This window comes from Pleurocapsa minor HA4230-MV1, from assembly GCA_019359095.1.
Classification (GTDB): Bacteria; Cyanobacteriota; Cyanobacteriia; order Cyanobacteriales; family Xenococcaceae; genus Waterburya; species Waterburya minor.
In genome coordinates, this window is record JAHHHZ010000036.1 from 390096 (window position 1) to 415018 (window position 24923).

Consider the following 24923-nt stretch of genomic DNA (forward strand, 5'->3'; position numbering starts at 1 on the left):
TAAATTACTCACCTTTTTTCTTGTCTTCAATTTAGAGTAACAGGATTTATGAAATTATTTATTGACCAGTTAATTACCCAAATCATGCAAAAGCATACTCCTTGTATTGTGGGGTTAGATCCTGCCTTAGAAAGGATGCCCGAAAGCTGGCTAAAAGAACAGGGCATACATCAACAAAGTAGTCTAACTGACTGTGCAGAAGCGATTTATCAATATAATCTGATGGTATTAGATGCGATCGCCGATTTAGTTCCTGCCGTTAAACCCCAGAGTGCTTATTATGAATTATTTGGTTCAGCGGGAATTGTAGCCTTAGAAAAAACCATTCAAGCAGCGCGCGATCGCGATTTATTAGTAGTCTTAGATGTCAAACGGGGGGATATTGCCTCCACTGCTACTGCCTATGCTCAAAGCTATTTACCTCGTGAACCTGAGCGTCCTTTAGCTGCTGATGCCATCACTATTGTTCCCTATTTGGGTCAAGACTGTCTTGAGCCTTTTTTCAGCGAAGCAATTAAATGGGGTAAGGGTATTTTTGTCTGTGTTAAAACTTCCAATCCTGGTGCAGCGATTGTCCAGTCACAGCGATGCGACCCCGCGCCGTCTTACGGCGCTAGGGAACGCGCATCAAGACAAAAGATTGATGGCAGATATCTGTATGAAATTATTGCCGATCTAATTAAACCAGCCTCAGATCAAAGTATCGGTGAATTTGGCTATAGCGGTATCGGTGCAGTTGTGGGGGCAACCTATCCTGAAGCAGCGCAAAGGCTACGTAAACAGTTACCCCAGAGCTTATTTCTCGTTCCAGGGGTTGGCGCACAAGGTGGCGGGAATGAGGGGATTAAAGCCTGTTTTAATGCTGATGGTTTAGGTGCGGTAGTAAGTAGTTCTAGAGGGGTTATGTATCCTCATCAATACGGTGCAGTAGCAGCGAGTCAAGATACGATTAGACAAGCTGCCATAGATTTAATTACCCAAGTAAGAGAGATTTTAATTCCTTAAAATCCTCAAATGTGGTTAATCCTCTAAAGAACCATTAAGCTTTTGTTTTTGCAATACCAAGAACAGTGCTAAGGCAACTATGCTCAGTAAGATCCAAAGATCGGGTTCGGGAACTCCAGAAATTTCCGCTGTTTCAAAAGGATTAAAAGGGGTGTCTAGTTGTTCCGTTCCTGTTTCGATTTCTCGCTCAAAACGGTCTGCTTTCGCTTCCGCAGCTTTTAGTTGCTCCCTTTGCTGCTCATTAACTAAAACGATCATTGAAGAATAGGGGGTTACAATCTTATGATGCTTCGCGATTTGATGGATAGCATCTAATTTCTCTATAGATTGCTGATTTTTATCTTGATGACCTAAATTGAAGACTAGTTGACGGGCAGCAATAGGCTCAAGTCCCTGTTTAGAGTTGGTCTTTGAGTCTGATTTAGTTACAGTCCAACTATAGCCATCCACCACTGACTTAACCTCTGCTTGTTCTGTTGCCAAACGTTTGATTACCGTCGGCAGATTGGTGGCGACACCCCCATGACTATTTTGAATTGCTTGCAAGGTATCATCTTCATAAGCTTTGGGTAACTGACCGCCCAGATGTACCATCCACAGAGGAGAAGTTATTGCTGGTAGCTTTGGTCGATCTGAAGCTAGCTCATAGCTACCTTCATCTGTGAGTAGTAAGACGGCATCATAATCTTGGTTATCCCGCAGCATTTGAAACTGCCATAGCATCTCATCAGTTTGCAAAGAGCCATAAAAAGTTAGTTGATTTAGATGCAAATCGTTAAAATCTTCTAGACGTTGAGCTTGTTTAGGATCAGCATTAGTGAGATATAAATCCACATCATTACTAGCAAGACTATCTAAGTTCTTTTGCCACCATTCAATTGATTGTTGGACTTCTGCTAGCTGATTTCCCATACTGTAAGAACTATCCAGGATTAAAGCGTATTTTTGATTTTTTGGTAGAGCATAATCTTGCTGGCTCAAGGGTTTAACTGCAACACTATATCCATCTTCTAAATTAAGTTGATAGGTTTCTCGCTCTAAATTTTTCCCCGTACCACTAAAGTCTTCTAGCCAAGCATCTGCAAACAACCATTGCTTTTGACCATTGCGAATTCGCTGAGTCTGCCACGTCCAAAAGATATTCCGCTTCTCAGCTAATCTAGGTAATGCCCAACCTTGCTCTTGCTGCATCACTTGATAAGTTAACCAGAGATGCATTTTTGGTCGATCTAATCCTATCTCAATTTGGCCCACAGTCCTTTTGGGAGGAACAGGAAAAGCTCTGAGGCGATATTGTCCAGGCCCAACTTGTTCGAGTAAAGCAGGATCTACAGGGCGAGTACGATTGACCTGAGAATTATATACTTCTTGGGCGGCCCCTCTGGGAGATACTTGATAGGCAAAGCGTCGATCTAAGTCTTCTGTGTCTCCTAACCATAAGCCTGTAATAGCTGCACTTTCGGGCAAGGAGAAGTAGTAAAGAATCTCTTCTACATCATTAGTCTGATTTTCATAGACTTCGTGAATTTCTACATCCGCCCAACTTCCGTGAGGTGCAATATTTACTTCTTGTTTGGCTAACCAGACTTTCTTCTGGTCAATATTGAGTAGTCCTGCTTTTGCTTGATCTACTATGGCAGTAGACTGAATCGCATGACGGACTGAATCACGTTCGGCTTTTTGGATTGGGGTATCAAAGAATTCTGCATAAAGCTGGGCGGATTTATCAACATCATCACGAGAACCTTGGTATAGAAACGGTGAGAGAAGCTGGTTATATCGCTCTTGCATGAAGCGAGAAATTGGCTCAGGTAGTAGGGAATTGTACATATTATAAATATGGTTATTTCCTGACCGCGTGCTGAGGTAACGATAGGGATAAAGGTTAGCGTTAATTAGTCCTTGGCGAATTGTGCCAGAAGCAGCCAGCAACTCTTGTTTATTTAAGGATGATTGTTCTAATAAGCTAAATGCTTTAACCTGGGGTTGTTGATTAGAAATATTAAAAATAATTAGCCATGTAGCTACCACAGCTACTCCCACTTGTATAGCCTTTTGTTTACTATGTTGTTGGGCAAAAGCTTGAATAATTTTCTTGCCTGAGTTGAGATAAAGGTTCGTGATCGCAAAGGGCATCCCGACAAATAGAGCTGAACTAAAGCTAAACATGACCAGAGAAAATATGCCCGCGATCGAAAACCATAGCCAGCTACCTGAAGTTAAGCTATGCCAAAATCCCTCAACCCAATTAAAAGAGAAAAATGCGATCGCTAAACCACAAACTCCCATGAGAATATAGGCAGCAACAGGTAGGGCATAAAATAGTAAGATTGTCCCCAGATATATCCCAGTAAATAACATCAGGGTATGGGTAATCATCTGTACCCAAGAAAAAATCTTTAGATTACCGCGGTATCCTTGGAGAACCTCGATCGCAAATGCCACAATACAAACTAATAAAGTCCCTAAAATAAAAGTGTTCGCAAAGGTTAATTCCCGAATTAGAAACAACCGTACCAAACACCAAGTAATTAGAGGTGCTTCCACACCATAAAACCAGCGCATGAGATCTTGAGGTCGTTTGCTCAGATATTTCGCTCCATAGATAGTGGAGACTGTAGGGACAGCAATTAATGCCAGTAAAGTTAAGGCAAAGTCCAGGGGAATCGTGCCATCAAAGGTCGCGATAATTAGCAAAATGCCAATAAAAGGTGTAATGCCAAAATAAACTAGGCTGAGAAAGATTAAATTCCAACCCCAAAAGATAATTTGCCAGATAGTATTACGAAGTGATTTTGGGTTTTCCATTGATTGAGTGGGCAAGAATTAATGAGTAATTTGTAAAGAGTTTCACCCTTGTTCTTAGCTATTTACTTAAGTAATTTTATAAAGCTAAAGGCTAAAAGCTAAAAGCTTTTTTGGTAATGAGCGCTCGCTAATGATTAAAGTAGTTACTATTGATAGTCTGGTAGATAGTATTACTAAAGTTTTTAATTTCAGGGCTATCGGGATTTTCAGCGCGATCAAATAACACTGATACTAATACCCAAGTCTTATAACGATGGGAAATATAATCCCAAATACGAGTTACAAAATCATCGGTAGTTGTTTGCTCAGATTGAAACCAATAAACTGCTGAAAGTTTTCCATTTTGTAGTGATAGCCAGCGAGCATTGATAGAATCATTAATTAGGGTCGAATTCATTTTATCCACTTTGAAACCATTACCCAAAAAGCATAATTCGGGAGGATGGTGAGACTGCCAAGTGTCGCTTGCCACCATCAACATTGAACCTGTAAGGACGTGTCCCCCGAATTCATTCGAGGGCTTGTATCGTCCTGTCAAGCGATCGCTCTTAAAGCGTATTTTCTGCACCAGAGGGTTAGCAGGGCTATCAAAAAAATCTGCTTCTGCGGTGGTTAAGGCTAAATTTTCGGTGGTTATTTCTGAAGGCAAATTAATAGATTTTAAAGTAATATTGTCTACTGAAAATGGTTTAAATTGTCCAATAATTCCGAGAACTATCACTAGTGACAACAACCATTGGTAATTTAGATAATTTATATTTTTATGCTTATCTTGATAATATTTTTGCTCTTCAATTTTGGCTAAATCCAGAGAAGCTTGAGGTACTTTTTGTAATAACATCCAGGTTAAAGCACTAGCGAGCATAAATCCCACAATACCTAAAGGTAGGTGTAAAATATCGGCTATTTGCTGTTGTTGAAAAACTTCAATTATCAAAACTAAGATGAATACTCGCATCACATTAGTAGCGATTAAAAACAACAAATTGGCGATCGCCACTAGCAACCAACGAAATCCTAATTGACGACTTTCTAACCAAGTTGCCCCTAATAAAAACACTGTCCCTGTCCAAAGGCTTTTCATCCCACTACAGGGTAAATCTACCTGGGCAATCCCGTTTTCCATCACAATAATGTCATGGGAGGAAACAGCACTCAGATGAAAATCTGATAATACTTGAGCGACTGCGTGAGCAGTAATTACCCTGACAGGAAAACCTAAGCCACTATTAAAAGCTACTAAGAAAGGAATTATACAAGCAATGGCGATCGCCACACTTAAACCTCTATGCCAAGCTGTACTGGAAATAAACAAGCCTAACAAACCATAGCTACCTAGAATAAAACAGAGTAGGGTTAGTTGGGGAATATTCAGCGACCATTTTAAAATAATTGCCCCGATTTCTCCCCCTAACATCAACAAGAAGGGATAGATCCCAAAGCGTAGACTGAGTGATTCGGTTGAGCAAAAATCCCTGGGAATTATCTGAGCTAAGAGAACAATCAAACCAATCGTTAATAAAATTAAATTTAAAGTATTGGTATCTGGTAATGATTCGATAAACCATTGATACGTCCAGATATTGCCTAAAAGCCAAGCAAAGATCAGTAGTATGATCTGAAAATAGTGCTGCTTGAAAATCGATTTGCTAATCATCGCTAATTATCAATGTGGATAGTTTTCACGATGACTGGCGATCGTGACGATTACCATTGTATTTTTTTTAAATTAGCAATGGCCACAGCAGATTAGGTGATTTATCAAAAAGCTAAGAATCGATTATCGACTTATGTTGAATTTAATCCTGGAGCGCCAAAAAACTTTTTTATTCAATTTAGCGAGTGAACTGACTATCTCATCAATACACCGTAAGATATATGGTTTTTTACCGCTATTTATTTAAAAATAATTTGAGTACCCAAAGAATGTAACATAGTTCCATTAGTGACCTTGTAGTGAACTTGACCCAAGGAGTTCTATGTCGTTAGCTAAGCCCAAAGGACAAAAACTCAACGTTTCATTTGCTCAATTCTGGCTGTGGTGCGGAATTATTGCCATGATGATTTTTTTTCTGGCGCCAATTTTTTGGCAGATACTTACTTCGATCAAGTTAAACGCAGATATTTCCGCTATTCCCAATGTTTATTTACCAAATGAGTTTACTTCTGAACATTACACTCAGCTATTTAGCCGTCGTCCATTCTTAAGCTATATCTTGAATAGCGCCTTAGTGGCCAGCATTTCTACTATTGCATGTTTAGTACTGGGTTCTCCTGCTGCCTACGCCCTTACGAGGATAAATTTACCAGGAGAGAAATTTATCTTGACGGGAATTCTAATTATTACTTTATTTCCCTATGTGCTGCTGTTCTTAGGACTGCTAGAATTAGTTAAGGCTGTGGGCTTGGGTAATAACTATTTGGCTTTGATTATTCCCTACACGGCGATTAACCTACCCTTGACAATTCTAGTCATGAGAAGTTTTTTTCAGCAACTTCCTCAAGATTTAGAGGATGCAGCCAAGATAGACGGCTACAAAACCTGGGGAATGCTAATTAATATTTTACTGCCGATGACCTTGCCTGCTTTGGCAACCACAGGCATTTTGACCTTTATTTTTGCCTGGAATGAATATATTTTTGCCCTCACCTTTATTACAGAAGAAGCCAAGAAAACGATTCCTGTCGCTACCGCTCAATTAGGAGGGGCAAGTTTATTTGATATTCCTTATGGCCCTATCGCTGCTGCTACAGTTTTGGGTACTCTACCATTGGTGATCCTCGTTCTAGTTTTTCAACGTCAGATCGTTCAAGGGTTAACCGCAGGTGCGGTCAAAGGTTAAGCCAAGAATATTTACTAACGTTCGAGCCTCAAAAGTAATTAGTTTTTAGTTTTTGCAGTAGTTCTCAATGTATATATCTGAAAGTGACAAAATGCTGATTCGTCAGCTAATCGAAAACCAACTACAGGCATTTCAGGCAAACGATTTAGCAACAGCTTTATCGTTAACTAGTCCTAAGATTCAAAATAAATTTACGCTAGCAGATTTTAGCCAGATAATGACTGCTAAATACGGTGCGATACTTAAGCCTCGTTCAGTTATGTTCCGTGGTTTTACTCTGGTAAATAATTTTCCTGCCTTGATTGCGATGATTATGGATCAATCAGGTAATTTAGTTAAAGTCGTCTTTATCGTACAGCATCAACAGGACTATAGTTGGCGCGTTCATGGTTATGAGCTAGCTGGTATTAATGAAAAGATAGTTTAGATAAGCTGTCAGGTATTTAATTTGTTGATTGAGATTGACGCGGTGACGGGGTGATAATACCATTTCCCGAAACTAGCTAATATCAAGTACGGATAAACAGTTTAATTAAACTGTTCTAGTTCTTGGCCACCAATGATAAAAAGTTAAGCCTTTAATTAAATTATGTTCTTGTAGTAATTTTCGGCATCGAACTACGAGTAGCTCTGGTGATTGACTAATAAAATGATGTAGTGATGCAGCGCGGTGACGCGCCTCCAGGCGGACGGAGCGAAGCTCCTAATCCTTTAGGGCTAATCCTTTGTGACTTGTTGGTTTCCAGCAAAGAGCGACTGCATCAAGAAGTCCTTGAGCATTTGTCTTACCTATTGCTTTGGCGAGCGCTGGTAAACTTTTCCTTTTCAGGTCACTTATTAATCCCAACTGAAGATATTTAAATGATTCATAAGCTCTCCCTTCTATGAATAAATCTTTATATAGTTGGCAGTAAGTATCTACACATTGAACTGTTGGTCGAGGGGAGCGAGGCTTAACCATAGTCTTTGTCTGACTTTCAAGCTTTTTTCCTCATTTTACTTTGCCTAGAGTGACAGAAGAGAGATAATGGGTAATAAGTTCTATCCAACTGAAATTCGCTGTAAATTGCCTGTTAAACTAAACCGCCATGAGGAGGCTTAAAAGATTTTCCCGAGTTGTTATTTTTTTCGACAGCAGCAAAATGACTAGATTTAGCGCAAAAAATGTTTTTTTGTCTGACAATATTTTGATAGGAACCAGAAAGAGATTTAAGCCAAGAAATGCGGGAAGGAATCGCTGCCCCAGCAGGCTTCAATCCTTGAAGTACCCCTGATAACTGTAATCCTTCTAGGGGTTTAGCTTCTTTAATTTTATGCCAGACCGAGCGAGACATTAATAGAGTTTGTTCGACAGCCGTAGCACCCATTTTATTAAAATATTCTTCGCGTTCGGGCTGATAGTCAGCAGAAACTATCTCTAATGGCTGGGAATAAAGCTGCTTGTCTGCTGCCAAACCTCGTTTGCGATCGACAGATTCTTGAATAATTTGCGCCATCTTTGCCGTCAGCTGAGGATAAAGCCAAGTATAGGCAGGATTAACGGTTAATTGGGCGCGATGGGGTCGAGAACCATCTTTGGAAGATTCCAGCCTAAAATAGCCGATCGCTGCTTTGCGCTGGGGTTCAAAAACATAGCCACTAACGACATCTGTACCATTGAGCCACAGTCTAATCTGACTCACCGCGTTTTGCACCATACCAGATTTAAAATCATCTGCATGACGGTCAAAAACCTGTCTCAGTAGAGGTGGCATCGATACGCAATCAAGCTGATACAGCAAAGGTGCATCAGCATTACTAATAGGTAGAAAATTGGGTAAATCCGAGTCTTGCTGGGCTAGTTGAGCAATTAAATCCGCTGATATTTGCCAGTAGGTCATCTGTGCCAAAGGCTGAAAACCATTTTCGCGATAGAGAGCTAGATGATTTTTCTCATTAATATTCACCTCTAACATCCAGGTGCGAGCTTCCCAGATATTTTGCAGACAATGGCGCAGTAGCTGAGAACCTATCTCTTTCTGTGTTTTGAGTAATTCTAGATTAGGAGAATTACTATTGAGCAATACCCGTTCTACTCTCCAAGTACTACGAGTGCTATTGAGAGAAGAAACTTGAATTAAGCCAAGAACTTCCGATAAATGCTGTGCCACATAAACTCGCCAGCCATGATAATAAGAACGGGGTAAAAGAGCCAAAAACCTTTTTAATCCATACCAAGAGCCGACCTGTTCTAGTTCTCGATCGATAGTGATTAGGCGCTTGGAAGTTTCCTTAGCGACGCATTCGCTCACTAAGGCATTAATTGCATCCACATCACGATGTTGAAGAGGACGAACAATCAGCTGCTCATTGCCAGGTAGGGATAAAGTCATGGTTTTTTATAATTAATCAACTCTTTCTAGTTGCCATAAAATTTGATTGCCTTCTCGCCTGACTCGGGAAACAACCCAGTTACGCCAAGACCAGTGATCACCTCTACTGGTAACAGCACTAGCATTAATATCCATTAAATCTGCCAGTTCAGAACTGCTAATAAGGTAACCTTTTCCAGCTATCTCTTCAGCGATTCTTAGAGTATCAATTAAATCTCTTAACTGAGTTACTCGTTCTTCGCTTGATACTCTGGTTTCTTCCATTGTGCTGTTAGATGATTCAGTCATAAATAGCTAAAATTTAAATAATTGATAACTAGTTCTAGAGATGAAATATCATCTTTAGGATAATAAAGTTTACACGATATCTTGATTACCGTCATCTTAGCTAATTTGGACGAGAATTATCTGCTACTAGGTTAATATATCTTGACCGTCCTGGCTGAAAATCTGGCTTAATTTCTAAAGCTTTTTCATAGCAAGCGATCGCTTCAGACCATTTTGCTAGCTGTTCGAGAGCGCAACCTCGGTTGTACCAAAACAAATGATTTCCTGGCATCAACTTAATTGCCTGACTCCAGCTTTCAATCGCCCCAGACCAGTTTTCCAGCTGATACAAAGCATGGGCGCGATCGTTCCACGCTTGATAATTATTAGGGTCGATCGCCAAGGCACTTTGAAACGATTTTACGGCTGCTTCATAGTCGCCCATACGTCCTAAAGCACTACCTCGGTTATGCCATGCCTCTGGTAAATTAGCATTAATTTTTAACGCTTTATCCCAAGAAACGATCGCTTGAGCATATTCTCCTGCACTAACCTGCTTGAGACCGAGGTTAAACCAGCTTTCAATCACTTCTAAGCTTGAATCGTCTAGCAGCAATTCAGGTTCTAATTCGGGTTTTAATTCAGGTTCTAATTTTAATTCCAATTCTTCACCGTCACTGGTAATTTGATGTGAACTGTTTAGATCTAGGTCTAGATCTAGATCTAAATTAGCATCAGAAGACTCAGTTATTTCAGTTGAGGAAGCGATGGAACGATTATCTTGCCAGCTCGCCGTTTCTGGTGGAAGATCGAGCCTGTTGGCTGTATTGTCTTGGATCTCATTTGTAGATGAGTCTGAAGCAACTGAATCTACGTTTTCCAGCCAGAGATTTGACTGGGACTGAGGGTCGAAATCATTGTCCTGCGAAGCAGCATCAACAGCCAAATCCAATTCCACTGCTGTTTCCCGTGCTGTTTCCTGTGTCCCCAAAGCGTTAAAATCATCAGGTAATCTTTGGGATAACTCTTGTTCAGTTTCTATCTGCTCATTTAAACTAAAATCAGGCCCTGCATATTCCCAGATTACAGCGGGACTGTTGTCAAACAGCAATTCCCTACCAATGCGATGAGCAGCTGCACCAATTTGATTAATTTCGGTGGCAGATTGAGTCAGTTCACCCAAACGAATCATCATTGTTCCCCATTGGCGTTTAGACTGAATCGGTAGTTTTAATAGCTTTTCTCTAAAGCGTTCTAGCCAAATCACCCAGTCAGCCTGTTGTCCGCGATCGCCTAGCTGGTTAAAAAACTTAATAATTCGGTGATCGTGCCAACCATGAGCAATACCTTCTAAAAGCTGATTGAATAAAAATTCATAGTCAGCATCTGACAATCCAGACTGCGCTAATGAAGTAACTTCAGGCTTTAGAACATCTTGGTGAGACTGATTTGAGTTAGAGTTTGACTGTGGTGTATCTTGCTTGACTTGTCCAATCGTGTGACTCATGACCTTAGATCAAATATACTGATTTATTAGAAAAGTTAAACTAATTTTATTCAAAGCAATCGGCTCACATAAAAACAGTGATGCTTTGAGTCTGGTTGAAGAAACTTGGTTATCCAAGCATTATCTACAGCTAAATATTGCTCAATTGTACAGGGATAATTTTTTACGAATGAGTAAAAAATAAAAATCCACATTAACTATGGCTTACGAACCTCTACATCACAAGTACCGACCACAAACTTTTGGCGATTTGGTTGGTCAGGAAACGATCTCTTTAACTCTCAGTAATGCTTTAGAACAGTCAAAAATTGCTCCTGCCTATTTATTTACAGGGCCTCGCGGTACAGGTAAAACCTCTAGTGCCAGAATTTTAGCGAAATCTTTAAATTGTTTAAATAGCGATCGCCCTACTCCTCATCCTTGTGGAAAATGTGAGGTCTGTTTAGCGATCGCCAAAGGTTCGGCATTAGACGTAATGGAAATTGATGCTGCCAGTAATACGGGGGTGGATAATATTCGCGAAATTATCGAGCGATCGCGCTTTGCCCCTGTTCAGTGTCGTTATAAGATTTATGTTGTTGATGAATGTCATATGCTCAGTACCGCAGCATTCAATGCCCTGCTGAAGACTTTAGAAGAGCCACCAGCACAGGTAGTTTTCATCTTGGCAACTACCGATCCTCAGCGAGTTCTCTCGACAATTATTTCTCGTTGTCAACGGTTTGATTATCGACGTATTCCTCTGACAGAGATGACCAGTCACCTGAGATATATTGCTGAGGCTGAGAAAATTGCGATCGCTGATGATGCTCTGACTTTAGTTGCCCAAATTGCTAACGGTGGTTTGCGGGATGCGGAAAGTTTACTCGATCAGCTCAGTCTTTTACCTGACACGATCACGGTAGAGAAAGTCTGGGATTTAGTTGGTGCTGTTCCAGAACAAGATTTATTAAAGCTACTTCAGGCAATTAAGAATAATGATTCAATCGCCGTTTTACAACAGTGTCGCAGTCTGTTAGACAGAGGTAGAGAGCCGTTAGTAGTGTTACAAAACTTAGCTAGTTTCTATCTCAATTTGTTAATTGCTAAAACCGCACCTCAACATGCCGAATTAACCGCTGTGACAGAAATCTGTTGGCAACAACTATGTGCTGAAGGTAAGAATTGGCCGACTGCGTTAATTTTGCGCGGACAACAACACCTAAAAGAAGCAGAAACTCAACTCAAACGGACAACTCAACCTCGCCTGTGGCTGGAAGTTACTTTACTGGGACTATTGCCAGAAGCTCATGCAGCGATTGCCATGCCGTCACAAACAATTCCGTCTATGTCGGTCAACCCAGTTGTCACACCTGTTTCTCCTGTTGTGGAGTCTACTATTCCCCCAGCAGTACCTAGAGAAACTACTCCTCAAGCAGCTATGGCGATCGAGCGAGATAATGTTCGGCAATCGACAGTCCCACAGCCAGACTCAGCATCAACACAGCAAAATAAGGAGAAAACGCACTCCGATGTAGCGCCACAACATTTTACTAATCAACCAACTGCCGCAGCAAATCCTACGCCTACAAATGCACCTAACAATTATCAAGATCGAGTTACCAATCAAGAAATCTGGACTAAGGTGGTCAGTTGCTTACAGCCTCCCACAACTCAGGCATTATTAAAACAACAGTGTCATTTAGTCAGCTTCGATGGTTTAAGTGCGATCGTGGGGATTAGTTCGGCTAAACTACAAAAGCTCAATCAAGGTAAAGTGCCTAATATTGAAGCCGCCTTTGCTCAAGTCTGCCAACGGAAAGTGAGAGTCCAATTAGAGGTTGCTAGTTCTCAAGGCAATACGACCAAGAATTCGATTGCAACTACCGCTCGACCTGTTGAAACAACACTTTCTGCCCCAGAACAGCCTCCAAACCCGCCTCCACCCAGTACTAAAACAGTACCGCCAGTAGAGAATGCAGCGATTGCGATTAAGCCACCCAATTTTTCAAGTCAAAACCAAGCAACCCTAACACCAGTACTCCAGACTCCCTCAACAAAATCTCTCGACCATAATTTTAATGGGAGCGTAATCGCTCCGAGTTCTCTAGAGAATCGCCCTCAAGTCATTGCCACTGAAAACTCCCCCGTTTTAACTCCCCCCGCTGTTGCTGCCGATCTTACTCCTGCCATTAAGACTGAGGTAATAGCTGAAAATTATGTAGATAGTGAATTACAGCAGGCGATCGCTAGTCTGACTCAAAGTTTTGAAGGTGAAGTAGTGGAGTTAGACAATTTTTTTGATGAGTATGATGAAGATGATGAATTGCCCCTAGACGACATCTCTACCCTATTAGAGCAGCGAGATCTAGAAGAATATGATGATGAATGGTAGCTACTAAATGCTTAGGGAAAACAGCAAAAGAAGTTATAGATTGCTTTTCAACAGACAATAACATTTTTACTGATCCCTAAGACAAAACTCTATCTCTCCTATTCCAATCTATGAACCTCTACCTACTTGAATATCCCTTACCCTAACTGGAACACAAGCATGGGTCATTTGGGCAATTTGCATCGGTTCACCCTTGCCACACATATTTGTTCCACATTGAACTAGTTCAGATTCGCCACCGAGAGCATCAATGCTGTTCCAAAAGTCAGTAGTCATACTGTGATAGGTAACATTCTTGAGCATTCCTGTAATCTTGCCATTTTTTACCTGCCAGAAAGCATCTCCACCAAACTGAAAGTTACGACGTTGCTGATCGATGGAATAACTACCAATGCCGTCAATAAGAATGCCCTCTTCAGTATCAGCAATCATTTGTTCCAGGGTGGCAGTATGACGATCGCCTGGTTTTCCTGGTTCTAAACCGAGATTGGGAATACGTACCATTGGCGTACTTGACCAACTATCGGCAAAGGCACTACCGTTACTACTACCTCTACCTAAACGAAAAGCGGTTTCGCGATCGCATAAATAGTCGTTGAGGATACCATCTTTGACTACATACCAGCGTTGTGCGGGTACACCCTCGTCATCATAAGCTACTGTACTACGTCCTTGGGGCTGAGTGCGATCGGCTACCAGATTGATCCAAGGGGCTGCATATTGTAATTGGTGTAGATTATCCGTGGTAGCAAAGCTTGTTCCTGCAAAGTTAGCTTCATAACCATATACCCGATCGAGTTCAGTAGGATGTCCGACAGATTCGTGAATAGTTAAGAACAGATTACTCGGCTTGAGAATTAAGGTGGTTTTACCATCTCCTGTAAATTCTGGAGCGTGTACTTTTTCAATGGCTTCGTTAGCTACTCGGTCAATATTACCCAGTAGATCGGCGCGATCGATATGTTCATAGCCAATATTAAGGGGTGGGCGTTCGTAATTTCTGCCTTGAGCATCACCATTAGCGATCGCCGTACAGCCCATGCCAGGATAGCTACGATATAGGGTTTGTTCGATGATTGAACCCACGGTAGAAGCGAATATTTTATCTTCTTGGGCAAAACTAAGGAATGAATAGGCTTTTTTGATGCCCTTGTCTTGATAGCTCAAAAACTGCTCGTTAATCTGAAGCAGCAACTCGGCTTTCTCTTGGATCGGTACTGTGAAAGGATCGATTTGAATGGGTGTGGTATATCGAGCTTGATATGCTTCTACAGGAACTAGTTTTACAGGCTCTTGTTGCGTTAGACGACTACCTTTGGCGGTTTCCACAGCTAAGTTAACAATCCGCGTAATTTCTGCTGGAGTAATCTGATGGGAAGCCACGAAACCCCACGCACCATCTAACAAGACTCGTACCCCAAAACCCGAACTCACGTTGTCACTCAGGCGATTTAAAGAGCGATCGCTCGCCGATAAGTTTTGCTTGCGATCGTGACAAATCCGAATATCGCCATATTCGCAACCCGCCTGACGGATTAGATCGACAGCCAAGATAGCTAATTCTTTAGTAGTTGTTTGAATCGGAGCTTGTACCATTGGTGCTTTAAGGAGAAAAGGTGTTGATGTAGATATATTCTAGACAATCGCTTTGGAGGATGAATCGGGATTGACGTTTAAACTCTTTAAATCAAAAGCTAAAAGCTAAAAGCTAAAAGCTAAAAGCTAAGAGCTGATCTAAACCCATTAATTAAAACTTGATAGACTATTAGAATTGCCAATAGTTAGATGCTGATTTGAGCTATCTGGCACCAATATTTCAGACTTAACCTTAATTTTAGTATTGGTAAACTCAGGTTTTGGGCGGATTCTCACTAAGAAGTAACCTTGTTTATCCTGCGGTGCTAGGGTATATTTTGGCTCGGTAATAATACACCAAGTTAAAGGCAGGCTAGAGCGATCGTAGAAGGTAAAATAAATATCAAACTGCTCGATAATTTCTGGCGCAGTGGCGATTTGTAGAGTTTGTTGAGCGTCTAAATAATTATAGGCAAAATGGGTGGCAGGTGCGCCAACGGGTAAATATTCGTTACGGACAAAAGATTCTGGGAGATAGTTACGCAGCTTCAGGATAGTAAAGATATAGTAATGCAGGCTGGAGTAAAACCAATTTTTAGCGTTAATTAAATCATGGTAATACTTGTTGATATCGCTAGGAATATTATCAGCTTCAACAAATAATTGTCCGTCTATTTTTATAGCTGGATAATTAATAATTTCAGCACGATTATAGTAGCGAACTCCCAGAGAATATCTACCCGCAGGTAGCTTAATTGTCTGCCAAGAACTATTAACATCCAACTGTTCTGATTCGAGGCTGGTAACGGTTTTATATCCAGGAAAACTATAGACTACTGCAATCCAAGAACGAGCCGATTGATTAGCAGTTTTAGTATCAATAGCGATCGCCTCTGTAACTTTAAATGGCCCTAAAGTACCAATAATGGCGTGGGTGTTCCAGCGTGGAGCTTTGGTCATTAAAACAGGCAAAACTAAGGGAGCCTTAATCATTTTTGCCGATAATACTCGCCACTGGGAAGCCTTTTTTTTATTCAGCGCCAGATAAACCGTAAACAAATTACCGATCGCGAATTTAACTATCTTATTAAATAAAAAAGATAAGCAAGCTAAAGGAATTTCCCACAATAACCAGATTTTATCCATCTTCATCCTAATCGCAACTCCACAATAATTGTTACAGATTTAATTCTTGAGCAAAATCTTGCAGCTTCGTAAAAGCATATGCACCCATTAACGCACCCCAAATTCCTTTTCCAGTTGCAGGATCGATACCTTTGTCATAAGTCAGTAGCTCGCTGGGTGTAGCTTTGAAGCCCAGAAAAACCTGAAAAGTACTACCCTGATAAGTAACGCTACAGGGTTCATCTGTGACTGGAGTAGTTGCAAAACAGTATGTTCCGTTAGCTAATTCTTGGGTAGCAACCTTAAGCGTACAGTTGGGCAAAAACTTAATTTTATCGGGAGTAATCTGGGTAATTAAAGCTTGATTTTGTCCCGCACCTCTGGCAGTAGCAAGATCTTCAAACATATAAAATTCCACCTCGATATTTTCTCGCTCTCGTAAACGCAAAATTCTCGGACGATAAGGCTGATCGAGCTTAAGTATATTAGCCTGTTCCGCAAATAAAGTAATGCTATCGTCAGTAAAAATAGGTACTGGGCGAATCCAAAGCCGCAAATTAACGAACCAAGCGGGTTGTTCTAGCGCTTGGGGTTGATTACTGAATTCTCCAGCTAAATAGCTAGCTAGGGCAGTAAGTTGAGGAGAAAAATTCATTTAAATAATGAAGTTGTTTAGACTATCATAGGACATTTCAAATCGGCGTAAACGGTCAAAGCTATAAGCTATCAGTAGAATATTGGTAAAGACGCTTGAGCAGCAAGATTAATGTTTGAACTACAAGAACTGAGAAAAAGGATAGAAGAACAGGATTATCAGGGAGCTTTAAAAATAGTTGATGAGCTAGAAGAAATGCAGGGCTATTTCATTCTCATATATCCAGAGAATAAATTCTCTGTCTAAGTACATTAAGTCCGTTTAAACGGACTTTAATTTTAAGCCAAGAAATTTATTTCTTGGTTCACTATAGTTAGAACGAAATAGCCCTGGAAAAAATGTCCGTTGAAGACAAGTTAAATAAAATCGAAAGCTACATGGTAATTCTTTATATCTGTAGGATCACTAAAAATAGCTACACAGCTTAATTTATAATGTTCGCAATACTATAAAAAATATTATCAACATAATGGACGGCAACAACGGACAACTAGAACGCCTCATTGCTTTAGCCGAAGACGAACTAGCCGTATACAGTAGCGATGCACGCAAGATTGAAAAATTAAGACGCAAAATTGGTATTTCTGTCACCCCCAAGGAACAAAAAGAAGTCAAGGCAGAATTACTAGAATTAATGCCCAAAGGCTTTTTTGGTAAGCTAATTGAGGAACAACGTCAGACTGTAGCTTTACCTTTCTGGGGAATTGCGGGATTAGGATTACTATTTGGCATTTCCTTGCGCCAGCCTGTAGATTTTCTCGCGCCAGCTATCGGTATTCCCATTGCGATCAATGTGCAAAAATGGGGCTGGAATTTACAAGCCAAAAGAATTCTGCTCAAAACTCTCGAAGAAATTGAACAGCGATCGCAACAACCAGTTAAAGAGTAAGAAGTGTTGAACATAGTACTTAATACTGACAAACATCTTCCATAATTGCCACTTGAGTAGAAGTTTCGGGTTGTTCTTTAAGACAGTACTCTTCTAACTCTTCGCTCAACTCTTCTAACTTTTGGCTGACTTGTGCAAGTTCTTGGTTCACCTCTTTAACTGCATTACTCTCAAATTCTGCGGTAATGTCGTTTAATCCTTGAGCAGAGATATCTACACATTTTTGCTCAACACGAATATAGGTTTCGTAAGGACAACTATTCTCAGCCTTGACATGGTAATTGACAAATAAGGGTAAGCATAGCGCTACTAGAGGTAAAGTCATCTTAATTTGATTGGTTCTTTCTTGAGTAGCCATAATTCCACCTAAAGCAAGTAACATTTTTAGATCTTTAACAATTCAACTCTGGTTGATTTTGAGCTATTTAGCCCTGATCTAAATCACAGTCAGAAAGTGAGCGATTAATGATGATTTAAGTCTTGCTTGAGGTTGAAAGCTGTCATAAGTCTAGTTGTAAGATAGATTACCAACAAAACTAATGAATAGATTATGGAAGATTTAAGATCCTCACAGTGGAATCCAGCCGACTATGCGAAAAATTCCGATGCTCAATTAAAGTGGGCGCGATCGCTGACTAAAGACTTAAATTTAGCAGAATACCAGTCTATTCTTGACGTGGGGTGTGGTGATGGCAAGATTACCGCTGACTTTGCCGCTAGTTTACCTCAAAGCCGAATCGTCGGCGTAGATAGTTCACCTGAGATGATTGCTTATGCTGCTGAGAAATATCCTCCCAGCCACTATCCTAATCTTACTTTTGCTTGCGTTGATGCGCGATCGCTTGACTTTAATCAAGAGTTTGATTTAATTTTCTCCAACGCCACTCTTCATTGGGTAGACGAGCATCAGCTATTTCTCCAAGCTGCAAATAAAGCGTTAAAAGAGCGAGGAAGATTAATTATTTCCTGTGGTGGAAAGGGCAATGCAGCCCAAGTCTTAGCTATTTTTGCTGAGTTAACAGCTAGGGATTTGTGGCAACCTTATTTTGCCGATTTTAACAATCCTTATTTCTTTTATGGACTTGAAGATTATCAAACCTGGTTGCAACAAGCTGGCTTTAGGGTTAAACGCTTAGAATTAGTACCCAAAGACATGACTCATCAGGGGGAAGCAGGATTAGCAGGCTGGATACGTACTACTTGGATGCCTTTTACCAAATATGTACCAGAAACAAAGCGTGACGATTTTATTGCTCAATTTGTCGAGTTATATCTGGCTAAAAACACTTTGGATGCTCAAGGATTAAGTCATGTTTCCATGGTGAGATTAGAAGTTGATGCTAATAAAACTAACGCCGTTTAGCAGAAGTAATAACAGTATTTATTATTTATTTAGTTTGACAGATGCCTCTAACATATCTACGGAGCGAAAATTAAAATCAAAACAAAAATTGGCTTAAACCTCTGGGTAATCAAAACTAATTATGATTGACCGATTTTGGCAATGGCGTAATTTTATACTTACTATTTGTCTAAGCTTCATCCTAATAAGCCTAATTTATTTAGTGCCGACGCTCAATCAACCATTATTAGCCCAGTCGGATCTTAGTCTCAAATCCGACATTATTTCCCTGGAATCGCGCCTTAATCGTTTAGAACAGGAAGTAACCCGCCTCAGAAGTAGCAGTTCTAGTTCTCAAATTAATATTCCTGCTGCCGAACTAAAAGAGCGATCGACTCCTCCAGCATCTCGTAATACGACTGGCAATATTACCGTAGTTGATGGACAGATTATTGGACGCACCGATCCCTTATATTCAAGATTGGCGACGCTATTAATTGAACTCAAAGAAGAGGTTACAAGTCTCGATCGCCGTTTAACAGAAATTGAGCAAGCTACCCCTTAAAGCAATCTTGATTGTGATGATCGGATTCTCAACTATTTGTAGTAGTCTAAAAATTATTTTTGCTCTAGTTATACCATTTCTCCTTGAGGTTACACTTAATATTTTAAGTTTAAATCTCGCGCAAAGACGCAAAGACGCAAAGGGGTTAAATTTAATTTAGTGCATTGTTATAGAGAATTGGTATTAATATTTAAAAAAACCTGCAAAGCAACTTCATTGTAGCGGTGGTTGTCATCAGTTTAAGTGTAAATACTGATATTTACCGCAAATTCTCTTGTCTTGCTAAATCTTGCTTTAAGATTAAAAAACAAATTAATTAAGTAGCAATATTTAATTTACTTCAAGTGCGATCGCGAAGGGTAGGTAGAGCCTAATTGCCTGCGCGATCGCGCCCTGATTAATTTCAAACGATAGCTGTAAACATCGTTAATTGTAAATTATGACTATAACTCCTGCACAGGAAGCGATTTCTAATTTAATTAATCTAGCAGAACGTGGCGAGATCGATCCCTGGGATGTTCCCGTGATTAGTATTATCGATCGGTTTTTAGCTGAACTAGGATTAATTGGCGAAACAGAATCTCCACAACAGGAGGCAGACTTACCTCGTTCTGGTCAAGCTTTCCTTTGGGCATCAATGTTAGTACTCCTAAAAGCTGATAGCCTCAATCAAATAGAAGAGGAATTAGCAGATATTGACGCTGATGATTTGTTTGAATCAGAAATTTATCTCGATCCCGAAAGGCGATCGCTACCTGCTAATCTAGAACAGCATTTACGTCGCCGTACTGCGGTGCAACCAATCAAAAAACGGCGAGTTACCCTACAAGAACTGATCGAGCAGCTAGAACATATTGCAGCAGAAATTGAAGCGGTGACCACAGATGGCTCTCCCCGTCGCTCTCAACGTTCCCGTAGTGCTGCCATTAAAGCGATCGCTCAACTAGCTCACAATGAAAATCTAACGGAGTTAGCAGCCCAGTTAGAAAGTTTTCTGCATCTTAATTTACCTAATTTATCCCCAAACAAAGATTATGTAGATTGGGAACAGCTATTACAAAAATGGCAAATTAATCAATCAGCGCAAACGACAATCCCCGAACACTTAAATTCAGATCGCGCGGGAGTTTTTTGGGCATTACTATTGCTTTCGGCACAGTCAAAAGTTGAACTGTTTCAAGAAGAGTTTTATCAAGACTTAAGTATCCGTCCTTTAAATTCGTATTTGCAAACTTGATTCTTCGGTGAACATTGTTGATACACTGGAATAGTTTAAATAGTTATTTTTAAGTCTGGTTGAGGAGAAGCTTTAATGAAAGCCATGATTTTGGCGGCTGGCAAAGGCACTCGCGTTCGTCCCATAACATACACAATACCCAAACCCCTAATTCCGATCTTACAGAAGCCAGTGATGGAGTTTCTGTTGGAACTGCTGCGACAGCATGGTTTCGATCAAATTATGGTCAACGTCAGTCACCTGGCGCATGAAATTGAAGGATATTTTCGCGATGGTCAACGTTTTGGCGTCGATATTGGCTATTCTTTTGAAGGTAGTATTGTTGATGGTAAATTGGTCGGCGAAGCAGTAGGATCGGCGGGCGGATTACGAAAAATTCAGGATTTTAATGCGTTTTTTGATGATACCTTTGTTGTTCTCTGTGGTGATGCTCTAATCGATCTAGATTTAACCGCAGCCGTCAAACAACATCGAGCCAATGGTGCGATCGCTACTGTGGTTACCAAAAAAGTACCTAAAGAAGACGTTCCCAGCTATGGTGTGGTGGTAACAGACGAAAATGGCAGAATTAAATCTTTCCAGGAAAAACCCTCTGTAGAGGAAGCTTTAAGCACTGATATTAATACAGGTATATATATTTTCGAGCCAGAAATATTTGATTATATTCCTCCCAAACAAGAGTTTGATATTGGGGGCGAATTATTTCCTAAGCTAGTGGAAAAAGAAGCACCTTTTTATGCTGTTTCGATGGATTTTGAATGGGTTGATATTGGTAAGGTTCCTGACTACTGGCAAGCTGTTCGGGGTGTCCTCACCAGGGAAATCAAAAACGTTAATATTCCTGGTACAGAGGTTGCCCCTGGAATCTACACGGGTTTAAATGTTGCGGTCAATTGGGATAAAGTAGACATTAAAGGCCCTGTTTATATCGGTGGCATGACCAAAATTGAAGATGGCGCCAAAATTGTTGGCCCTGCCATGATTGGCCCTAACTGTTATATCTGTAGTGGAGCAACGGTAGATAATAGCGTAATTTTTGAATATTCCCGTTTAGGAGAAGGAATTCGCTTGGTTGATAAGCTGGTATTTGGGCGCTATTGTGTCGATAAAACTGGAGCGGCGATCGATCTCCAGGCTGCTGCCCTCAATTGGTTAATTACAGATACCCGCAACAACCATTCTGAACAGGAATTGGATGAGCATAAGGTGATTAAAGATTTCTTAAAAGAAGATAATTAGATTCTTTGATCGGGCGTTCCCTCATTTAGGAAGCGCCGAGGGAAAATCTCCTCATACATCTAAGTAGGTGGGTGTAATTAAATTGGAAATGAGGTTAGGGAGTAACAAGTAACAAGTAACGAGTAACGAGTAACGAGTAATATGCGGAGCGGTGACGCGATATGCGGAGCGGTATCCTTTAGGACGAAGGAGCTAATCCTTTAGGAATCCTTTAGGACAAATAGCTCTAAGGGTAGGGGTTTGATCAATTATTTTGCCTACCTACTTAGTTTTTCAGTAGTTTTACTAGCTGGTTTACAATCTCAAAACCAATAAATTAAAAATTATCGAACAATTTTGGCACTTTTACTGATATAATTACATAGTCTCGATGGGCTATAACTCAGTTGGTTAGAGTGTCACATTGACATTGTGGAAGTCGGCAGTTCGAGTCTGCCTAGCCCAACTTCCTGGAGTGAGGAATTAAAAATTTTACTCGCCCAGTAAATCAAAATATGGTGATCGCAGAACATAGAGGCTAAACTAAGCTTGCTTGTTTCCATCCAAAAGAATAATTGTCCACTGGCAAATATTTATGTCAGGGAATAAAGATAATATATGTCTGGAATCTGCCTAAGCAGATTACCTTTTATATAATAGGCGAAAATACTAATTTATTTTGCTCAGCCTGGAATAGGATAAGTTTTTCTACTTAAGAAACAAGAGATAGACATAAAAACTACACAAGTTACCAGGTAATTTACAGTTTTACATACACAATAGAGCAGACAGTAGATATTGTAATGAAACAGACACCCATGATTAAATTATTGATCCGTTGGAGTATAACTTTAGGAGTCGCAGGAGCTACTTTTTTTAGCTGGAGCGCAATCGAGAACTTAATGGCGATCGCTTTACCTGAAGCAGAAATTCTCAAAAAACTCGATCCCGTACCAGTATTCACCATTGCAGACGAAAAAGGTGCGCCTTTAGTAGCTTCAGGAAAAGACAAAGCTAAAGTAGCGGGGGTTTTTATTTCCCAAGGTGATGCTAACGAGTTTGTCAATCAGCTCAAAACCGAAAATCCTGAATTGGCAGAAAAAGTTAGAGTTGTTCCAGTCTCATTGGGAGAAGTTTATAAGCTGGCAGGATCGGCAGAAGGGGAAAACAATGCCTTGAACTTTGCCTATGTTCCTGAGAAAGAAGCTGTAGCCTCAGCTAAAACTATTGGGGAAGCTAATAAACAGCCATATAAAGGAGGAGTGCCTCTATTTGTGGCAAAAGGCGGTGAAGGTAAAGGATATTTAACCTTTGAAAGAAATTCTCAGCAGGTGATTCCCTTTTTCTTTGATAAAGCACAGCTAGAAGAAATGATCGCCCGATTTAAACAACAACAACCAGAAGTAGCTAATAACGTAAATATTGAAGTTCATCCTCTAGAAGGGGTGATTGAAACTTTACAAACAGGTTCAGACGAAATTCTGGAAAAAATTGTCTTAGTTCCTTCCACAGAATCAATTCAGTTCCTACAAACAGTAACACCTACTGAGGGAGCAGCACCAGCACCAACCCCAACCCCAGCACCAGCACCAGCGCCAGCGCCAGCAGAATAATTGAACAGTATTGCTGGTGAAAATTTATATAGCTGGTATCAACAGGCAAAAAAAACCGCGATCGCCAATCGTGTAGATCCAGATGAAGTTGATTGGTTAGTCCAAACAATTACCGATCTAGACAGTCTGTCTTTGCGTTTGGGTACATGGCAAAATCAAGCGCAAATTAAAAGTAACAAATCTCTGTCTGAGTTAACTAAACTATGGCAACAGCGTCTTCAAGAGCGTCTACCCGTACAATATTTGGTAGAAACAGTCTTTTGGAGACGTTTTCAATTGAAAGTTACCCCTGCTGTGTTGATACCTCGTCCAGAAACAGAATTAATCATTGACATAGCTTTAGAAAACAGCTTAATTTCAGGTTCTAATCAACATTGGGTAGATTTAGGTACTGGTAGTGGAGCGATCGCTTTAGGATTAGCAGATGTTTTTCCCGAAGCAACAATTCATGCGGTAGATCTCAGTGCGGAGGCTCTAAAAATTGCCCAAGAAAACGCTAAGAGCGTAAATTTCAACCACATTCAATTTTATCAGGGTAGCTGGTGGAGTCCTTTGAGTTCGCTTCAAGGTCAAATAACAGGCATGATTTCTAATCCGCCATATATTCCGTCGTCGCAGATTGCTCAACTAGAGCCAGAAGTAGCCAAGCATGAGCCTCGTTTAGCATTAGATGGTGGTGATGATGGTTTAAATGATATACGTTATTTAATTAAAACTGCGCCCGAATATTTAGTTTCTGGGGGAATCTGGCTAATTGAATTGATGGTTGGTCAAGCAGATACAGTGGTTGCGCTGTTAAAACAGCAGGGAGAATATAAAGATCTCCAAGTATTTCGCGATCTTGCTGGTATTGAGCGTTTTGTCTTAGCCTACAGATGTTGATTACTAATTAGTTTTTCAAGCAGCAAAAAATTAAAATCTATGGTGAAAGTTTCTCAGACAGAATTGATTGCAGGAGCGATCGCTGGTAAGGTTGTCAGTTTTCCTACTGATACTGTTCCTGCATTAGCAGTAAAGCCAGAGTTGGGTAACTTAATTTACCAATTGAAACGGCGTTCGGCAAATAAACCCCTAATTTTACTGGGAAGCTCGATTGATGATTTGCTTCCTTACATTACTTACAATGATGCTGAGTTAGCAATTTGGCAAGAAATAATCCAGCAACATCTTCCTGGCGCACTTACTTTAGTTCTTCCCGCTTCGGATCGAGTACCCCAAGCAATTAACCCGATCGATACTGATACCGTGGGGATTCGTATTCCCAATTGTCCTACTGCACTCGAAATCTTAAGCCAGACTGGGGTTTTAGCAACTAGTAGTGCCAATATTTCAGGACAAGATGCTCTGCGAACAATGAAGGCGATCGAGCAAGCTTTTCCGTCGGTGTTGGTGCTAGAAAACATGGATTTAACTCCTGGTAGTGGACTTCCTTCTACAGTAGTTATTTGGCAAGAACAGCAATGGAAAATCATCCGTAAGGGGAGTATTGTAATTACTGATTACTGATTACTGATTACTCATTACTCAT

22 protein-coding genes and 1 tRNA gene are annotated in these 24923 nt (G+C 40.4%); 14 read left to right on the forward strand and 9 right to left on the reverse strand.

All coding sequences use genetic code 11. The annotated features are described in order from the left end of the window. Positions 1 to 48 precede the first annotated feature (48 nt). A complete protein-coding gene (gene pyrF, locus KME09_25735) occupies positions 49 to 1005 on the forward strand; it encodes an orotidine-5'-phosphate decarboxylase (GenBank protein MBW4537342.1) in 957 nt (318 codons plus the stop codon). Between the two features lie 15 nt (positions 1006 to 1020). Here the strand turns inward: pyrF and KME09_25740 are convergent, their stop codons facing one another. Together KME09_25740 and xrtO are read right to left on the reverse strand one after the other, a co-directional pair. Continuing rightward, a complete protein-coding gene (locus KME09_25740; protein MBW4537343.1) occupies positions 1021 to 3813 on the reverse strand; it encodes a TIGR02921 family PEP-CTERM protein in 2793 nt (930 codons plus the stop codon). A 127-nt stretch (positions 3814 to 3940) separates the two neighbouring features. Further along, on the reverse strand, positions 3941 to 5470 hold the full coding sequence (gene xrtO, locus KME09_25745) for an exosortase O (GenBank protein MBW4537344.1): 1530 nt from the start codon (positions 5468 to 5470) through the stop codon (positions 3941 to 3943). 322 nt (positions 5471 to 5792) lie between these two features. Here xrtO and KME09_25750 point away from each other — a divergent pair, with 322 nt between their 5' ends. The 3 genes from KME09_25750 (at position 5793) to KME09_25760 (ending at position 7517) form a co-directional block, all read left to right on the forward strand. Continuing rightward, positions 5793 to 6656, forward strand: a complete 864-nt coding sequence (locus KME09_25750; protein ID MBW4537345.1) for a carbohydrate ABC transporter permease — start codon at positions 5793 to 5795, stop codon at positions 6654 to 6656. Positions 6657 to 6723: 67 nt separating this feature from the next. Then, a complete protein-coding gene (locus KME09_25755) occupies positions 6724 to 7083 on the forward strand; it encodes a DUF4864 domain-containing protein (protein MBW4537346.1) in 360 nt (119 codons plus the stop codon). 230 nt (positions 7084 to 7313) lie between these two features. After that, positions 7314 to 7517 carry a hypothetical protein gene (locus KME09_25760; GenBank protein ID MBW4537347.1) on the forward strand — a complete coding sequence of 68 codons (204 nt, stop codon included), beginning with the start codon at positions 7314 to 7316 and terminating at the stop codon, positions 7515 to 7517. A gap of 212 nt (positions 7518 to 7729) precedes the next feature. On the opposite strand, the gene KME09_25765 is transcribed toward KME09_25760, so the two are convergent. The 3 genes from KME09_25765 to KME09_25775 all read right to left on the reverse strand — a co-directional run bounded on the left by KME09_25765 (position 7730) and on the right by KME09_25775 (position 10802). Next, the gene (locus tag KME09_25765) at positions 7730 to 9028 is read right to left on the reverse strand and encodes a GNAT family N-acetyltransferase (protein MBW4537348.1); all 1299 of its coding nucleotides are present in this window, start codon (positions 9026 to 9028) and stop codon (positions 7730 to 7732) included. A gap of 12 nt (positions 9029 to 9040) precedes the next feature. After that, positions 9041 to 9316 carry a hypothetical protein gene (locus KME09_25770; GenBank protein ID MBW4537349.1) on the reverse strand — a complete coding sequence of 92 codons (276 nt, stop codon included), beginning with the start codon at positions 9314 to 9316 and terminating at the stop codon, positions 9041 to 9043. Between the two features lie 100 nt (positions 9317 to 9416). Further along, the gene (locus KME09_25775; GenBank protein MBW4537350.1) at positions 9417 to 10802 is read right to left on the reverse strand and encodes a tetratricopeptide repeat protein; all 1386 of its coding nucleotides are present in this window, start codon (positions 10800 to 10802) and stop codon (positions 9417 to 9419) included. A gap of 199 nt (positions 10803 to 11001) precedes the next feature. On the opposite strand from KME09_25775, the gene KME09_25780 reads away from it, so the two are divergent. Further along, positions 11002 to 13176, forward strand: coding sequence for a DNA polymerase III subunit gamma/tau (locus KME09_25780; protein ID MBW4537351.1), 2175 nt, complete (start codon positions 11002 to 11004; stop codon positions 13174 to 13176). A 108-nt stretch (positions 13177 to 13284) separates the two neighbouring features. Here the strand turns inward: KME09_25780 and KME09_25785 are convergent, their stop codons facing one another. The 3 genes from KME09_25785 to KME09_25795 form a co-directional block, all read right to left on the reverse strand. Continuing rightward, a complete protein-coding gene (locus KME09_25785) occupies positions 13285 to 14772 on the reverse strand; it encodes a TldD/PmbA family protein (protein MBW4537352.1) in 1488 nt (495 codons plus the stop codon). Between the two features lie 147 nt (positions 14773 to 14919). Then, positions 14920 to 15897 carry a hypothetical protein gene (locus tag KME09_25790; protein ID MBW4537353.1) on the reverse strand — a complete coding sequence of 326 codons (978 nt, stop codon included), beginning with the start codon at positions 15895 to 15897 and terminating at the stop codon, positions 14920 to 14922. 31 nt (positions 15898 to 15928) lie between these two features. Beyond that, positions 15929 to 16531, reverse strand: a complete 603-nt coding sequence (locus tag KME09_25795) for a chromophore lyase CpcT/CpeT (GenBank protein MBW4537354.1) — start codon at positions 16529 to 16531, stop codon at positions 15929 to 15931. Between the two features lie 469 nt (positions 16532 to 17000). Here KME09_25795 and KME09_25800 point away from each other — a divergent pair, with 469 nt between their 5' ends. Continuing rightward, complete coding sequence (locus KME09_25800) at positions 17001 to 17420, forward strand: hypothetical protein (protein MBW4537355.1); 420 nt, start codon at positions 17001 to 17003, stop codon at positions 17418 to 17420. Between the two features lie 19 nt (positions 17421 to 17439). Here KME09_25800 and KME09_25805 read toward each other — a convergent pair whose 3' ends face one another. After that, complete coding sequence (locus KME09_25805; GenBank protein ID MBW4537356.1) at positions 17440 to 17802, reverse strand: hypothetical protein; 363 nt, start codon at positions 17800 to 17802, stop codon at positions 17440 to 17442. A 168-nt stretch (positions 17803 to 17970) separates the two neighbouring features. On the opposite strand from KME09_25805, the gene KME09_25810 reads away from it, so the two are divergent. The 8 genes from KME09_25810 (at position 17971) to KME09_25845 (ending at position 24901) form a co-directional block, all read left to right on the forward strand. Then, the gene (locus tag KME09_25810) at positions 17971 to 18783 is read left to right on the forward strand and encodes a methyltransferase domain-containing protein (GenBank protein ID MBW4537357.1); all 813 of its coding nucleotides are present in this window, start codon (positions 17971 to 17973) and stop codon (positions 18781 to 18783) included. A gap of 121 nt (positions 18784 to 18904) precedes the next feature. Next, complete coding sequence (locus tag KME09_25815; protein ID MBW4537358.1) at positions 18905 to 19327, forward strand: hypothetical protein; 423 nt, start codon at positions 18905 to 18907, stop codon at positions 19325 to 19327. A 439-nt stretch (positions 19328 to 19766) separates the two neighbouring features. Next, positions 19767 to 20564, forward strand: coding sequence for a segregation/condensation protein A (locus KME09_25820; GenBank protein ID MBW4537359.1), 798 nt, complete (start codon positions 19767 to 19769; stop codon positions 20562 to 20564). Between the two features lie 75 nt (positions 20565 to 20639). Further along, entirely contained in the window at positions 20640 to 21803 is a 1164-nt protein-coding gene (locus KME09_25825) for an NDP-sugar synthase (GenBank protein ID MBW4537360.1), read from the forward strand. A gap of 371 nt (positions 21804 to 22174) precedes the next feature. Further along, positions 22175 to 22248, forward strand: a tRNA-Val gene (locus tag KME09_25830). Positions 22249 to 22603: 355 nt separating this feature from the next. Further along, positions 22604 to 23395 (forward strand): hypothetical protein, encoded by a 792-nt coding sequence (locus KME09_25835; protein MBW4537361.1) that lies wholly within the window; start codon positions 22604 to 22606, stop codon positions 23393 to 23395. Then, positions 23396 to 24277: a peptide chain release factor N(5)-glutamine methyltransferase gene (gene prmC, locus KME09_25840; GenBank protein ID MBW4537362.1), complete on the forward strand. Its 882-nt coding sequence runs from the start codon at positions 23396 to 23398 to the stop codon at positions 24275 to 24277. Between the two features lie 39 nt (positions 24278 to 24316). Next, positions 24317 to 24901, forward strand: coding sequence for an L-threonylcarbamoyladenylate synthase (locus KME09_25845; protein ID MBW4537363.1), 585 nt, complete (start codon positions 24317 to 24319; stop codon positions 24899 to 24901). Positions 24902 to 24923 lie beyond the last annotated feature (22 nt).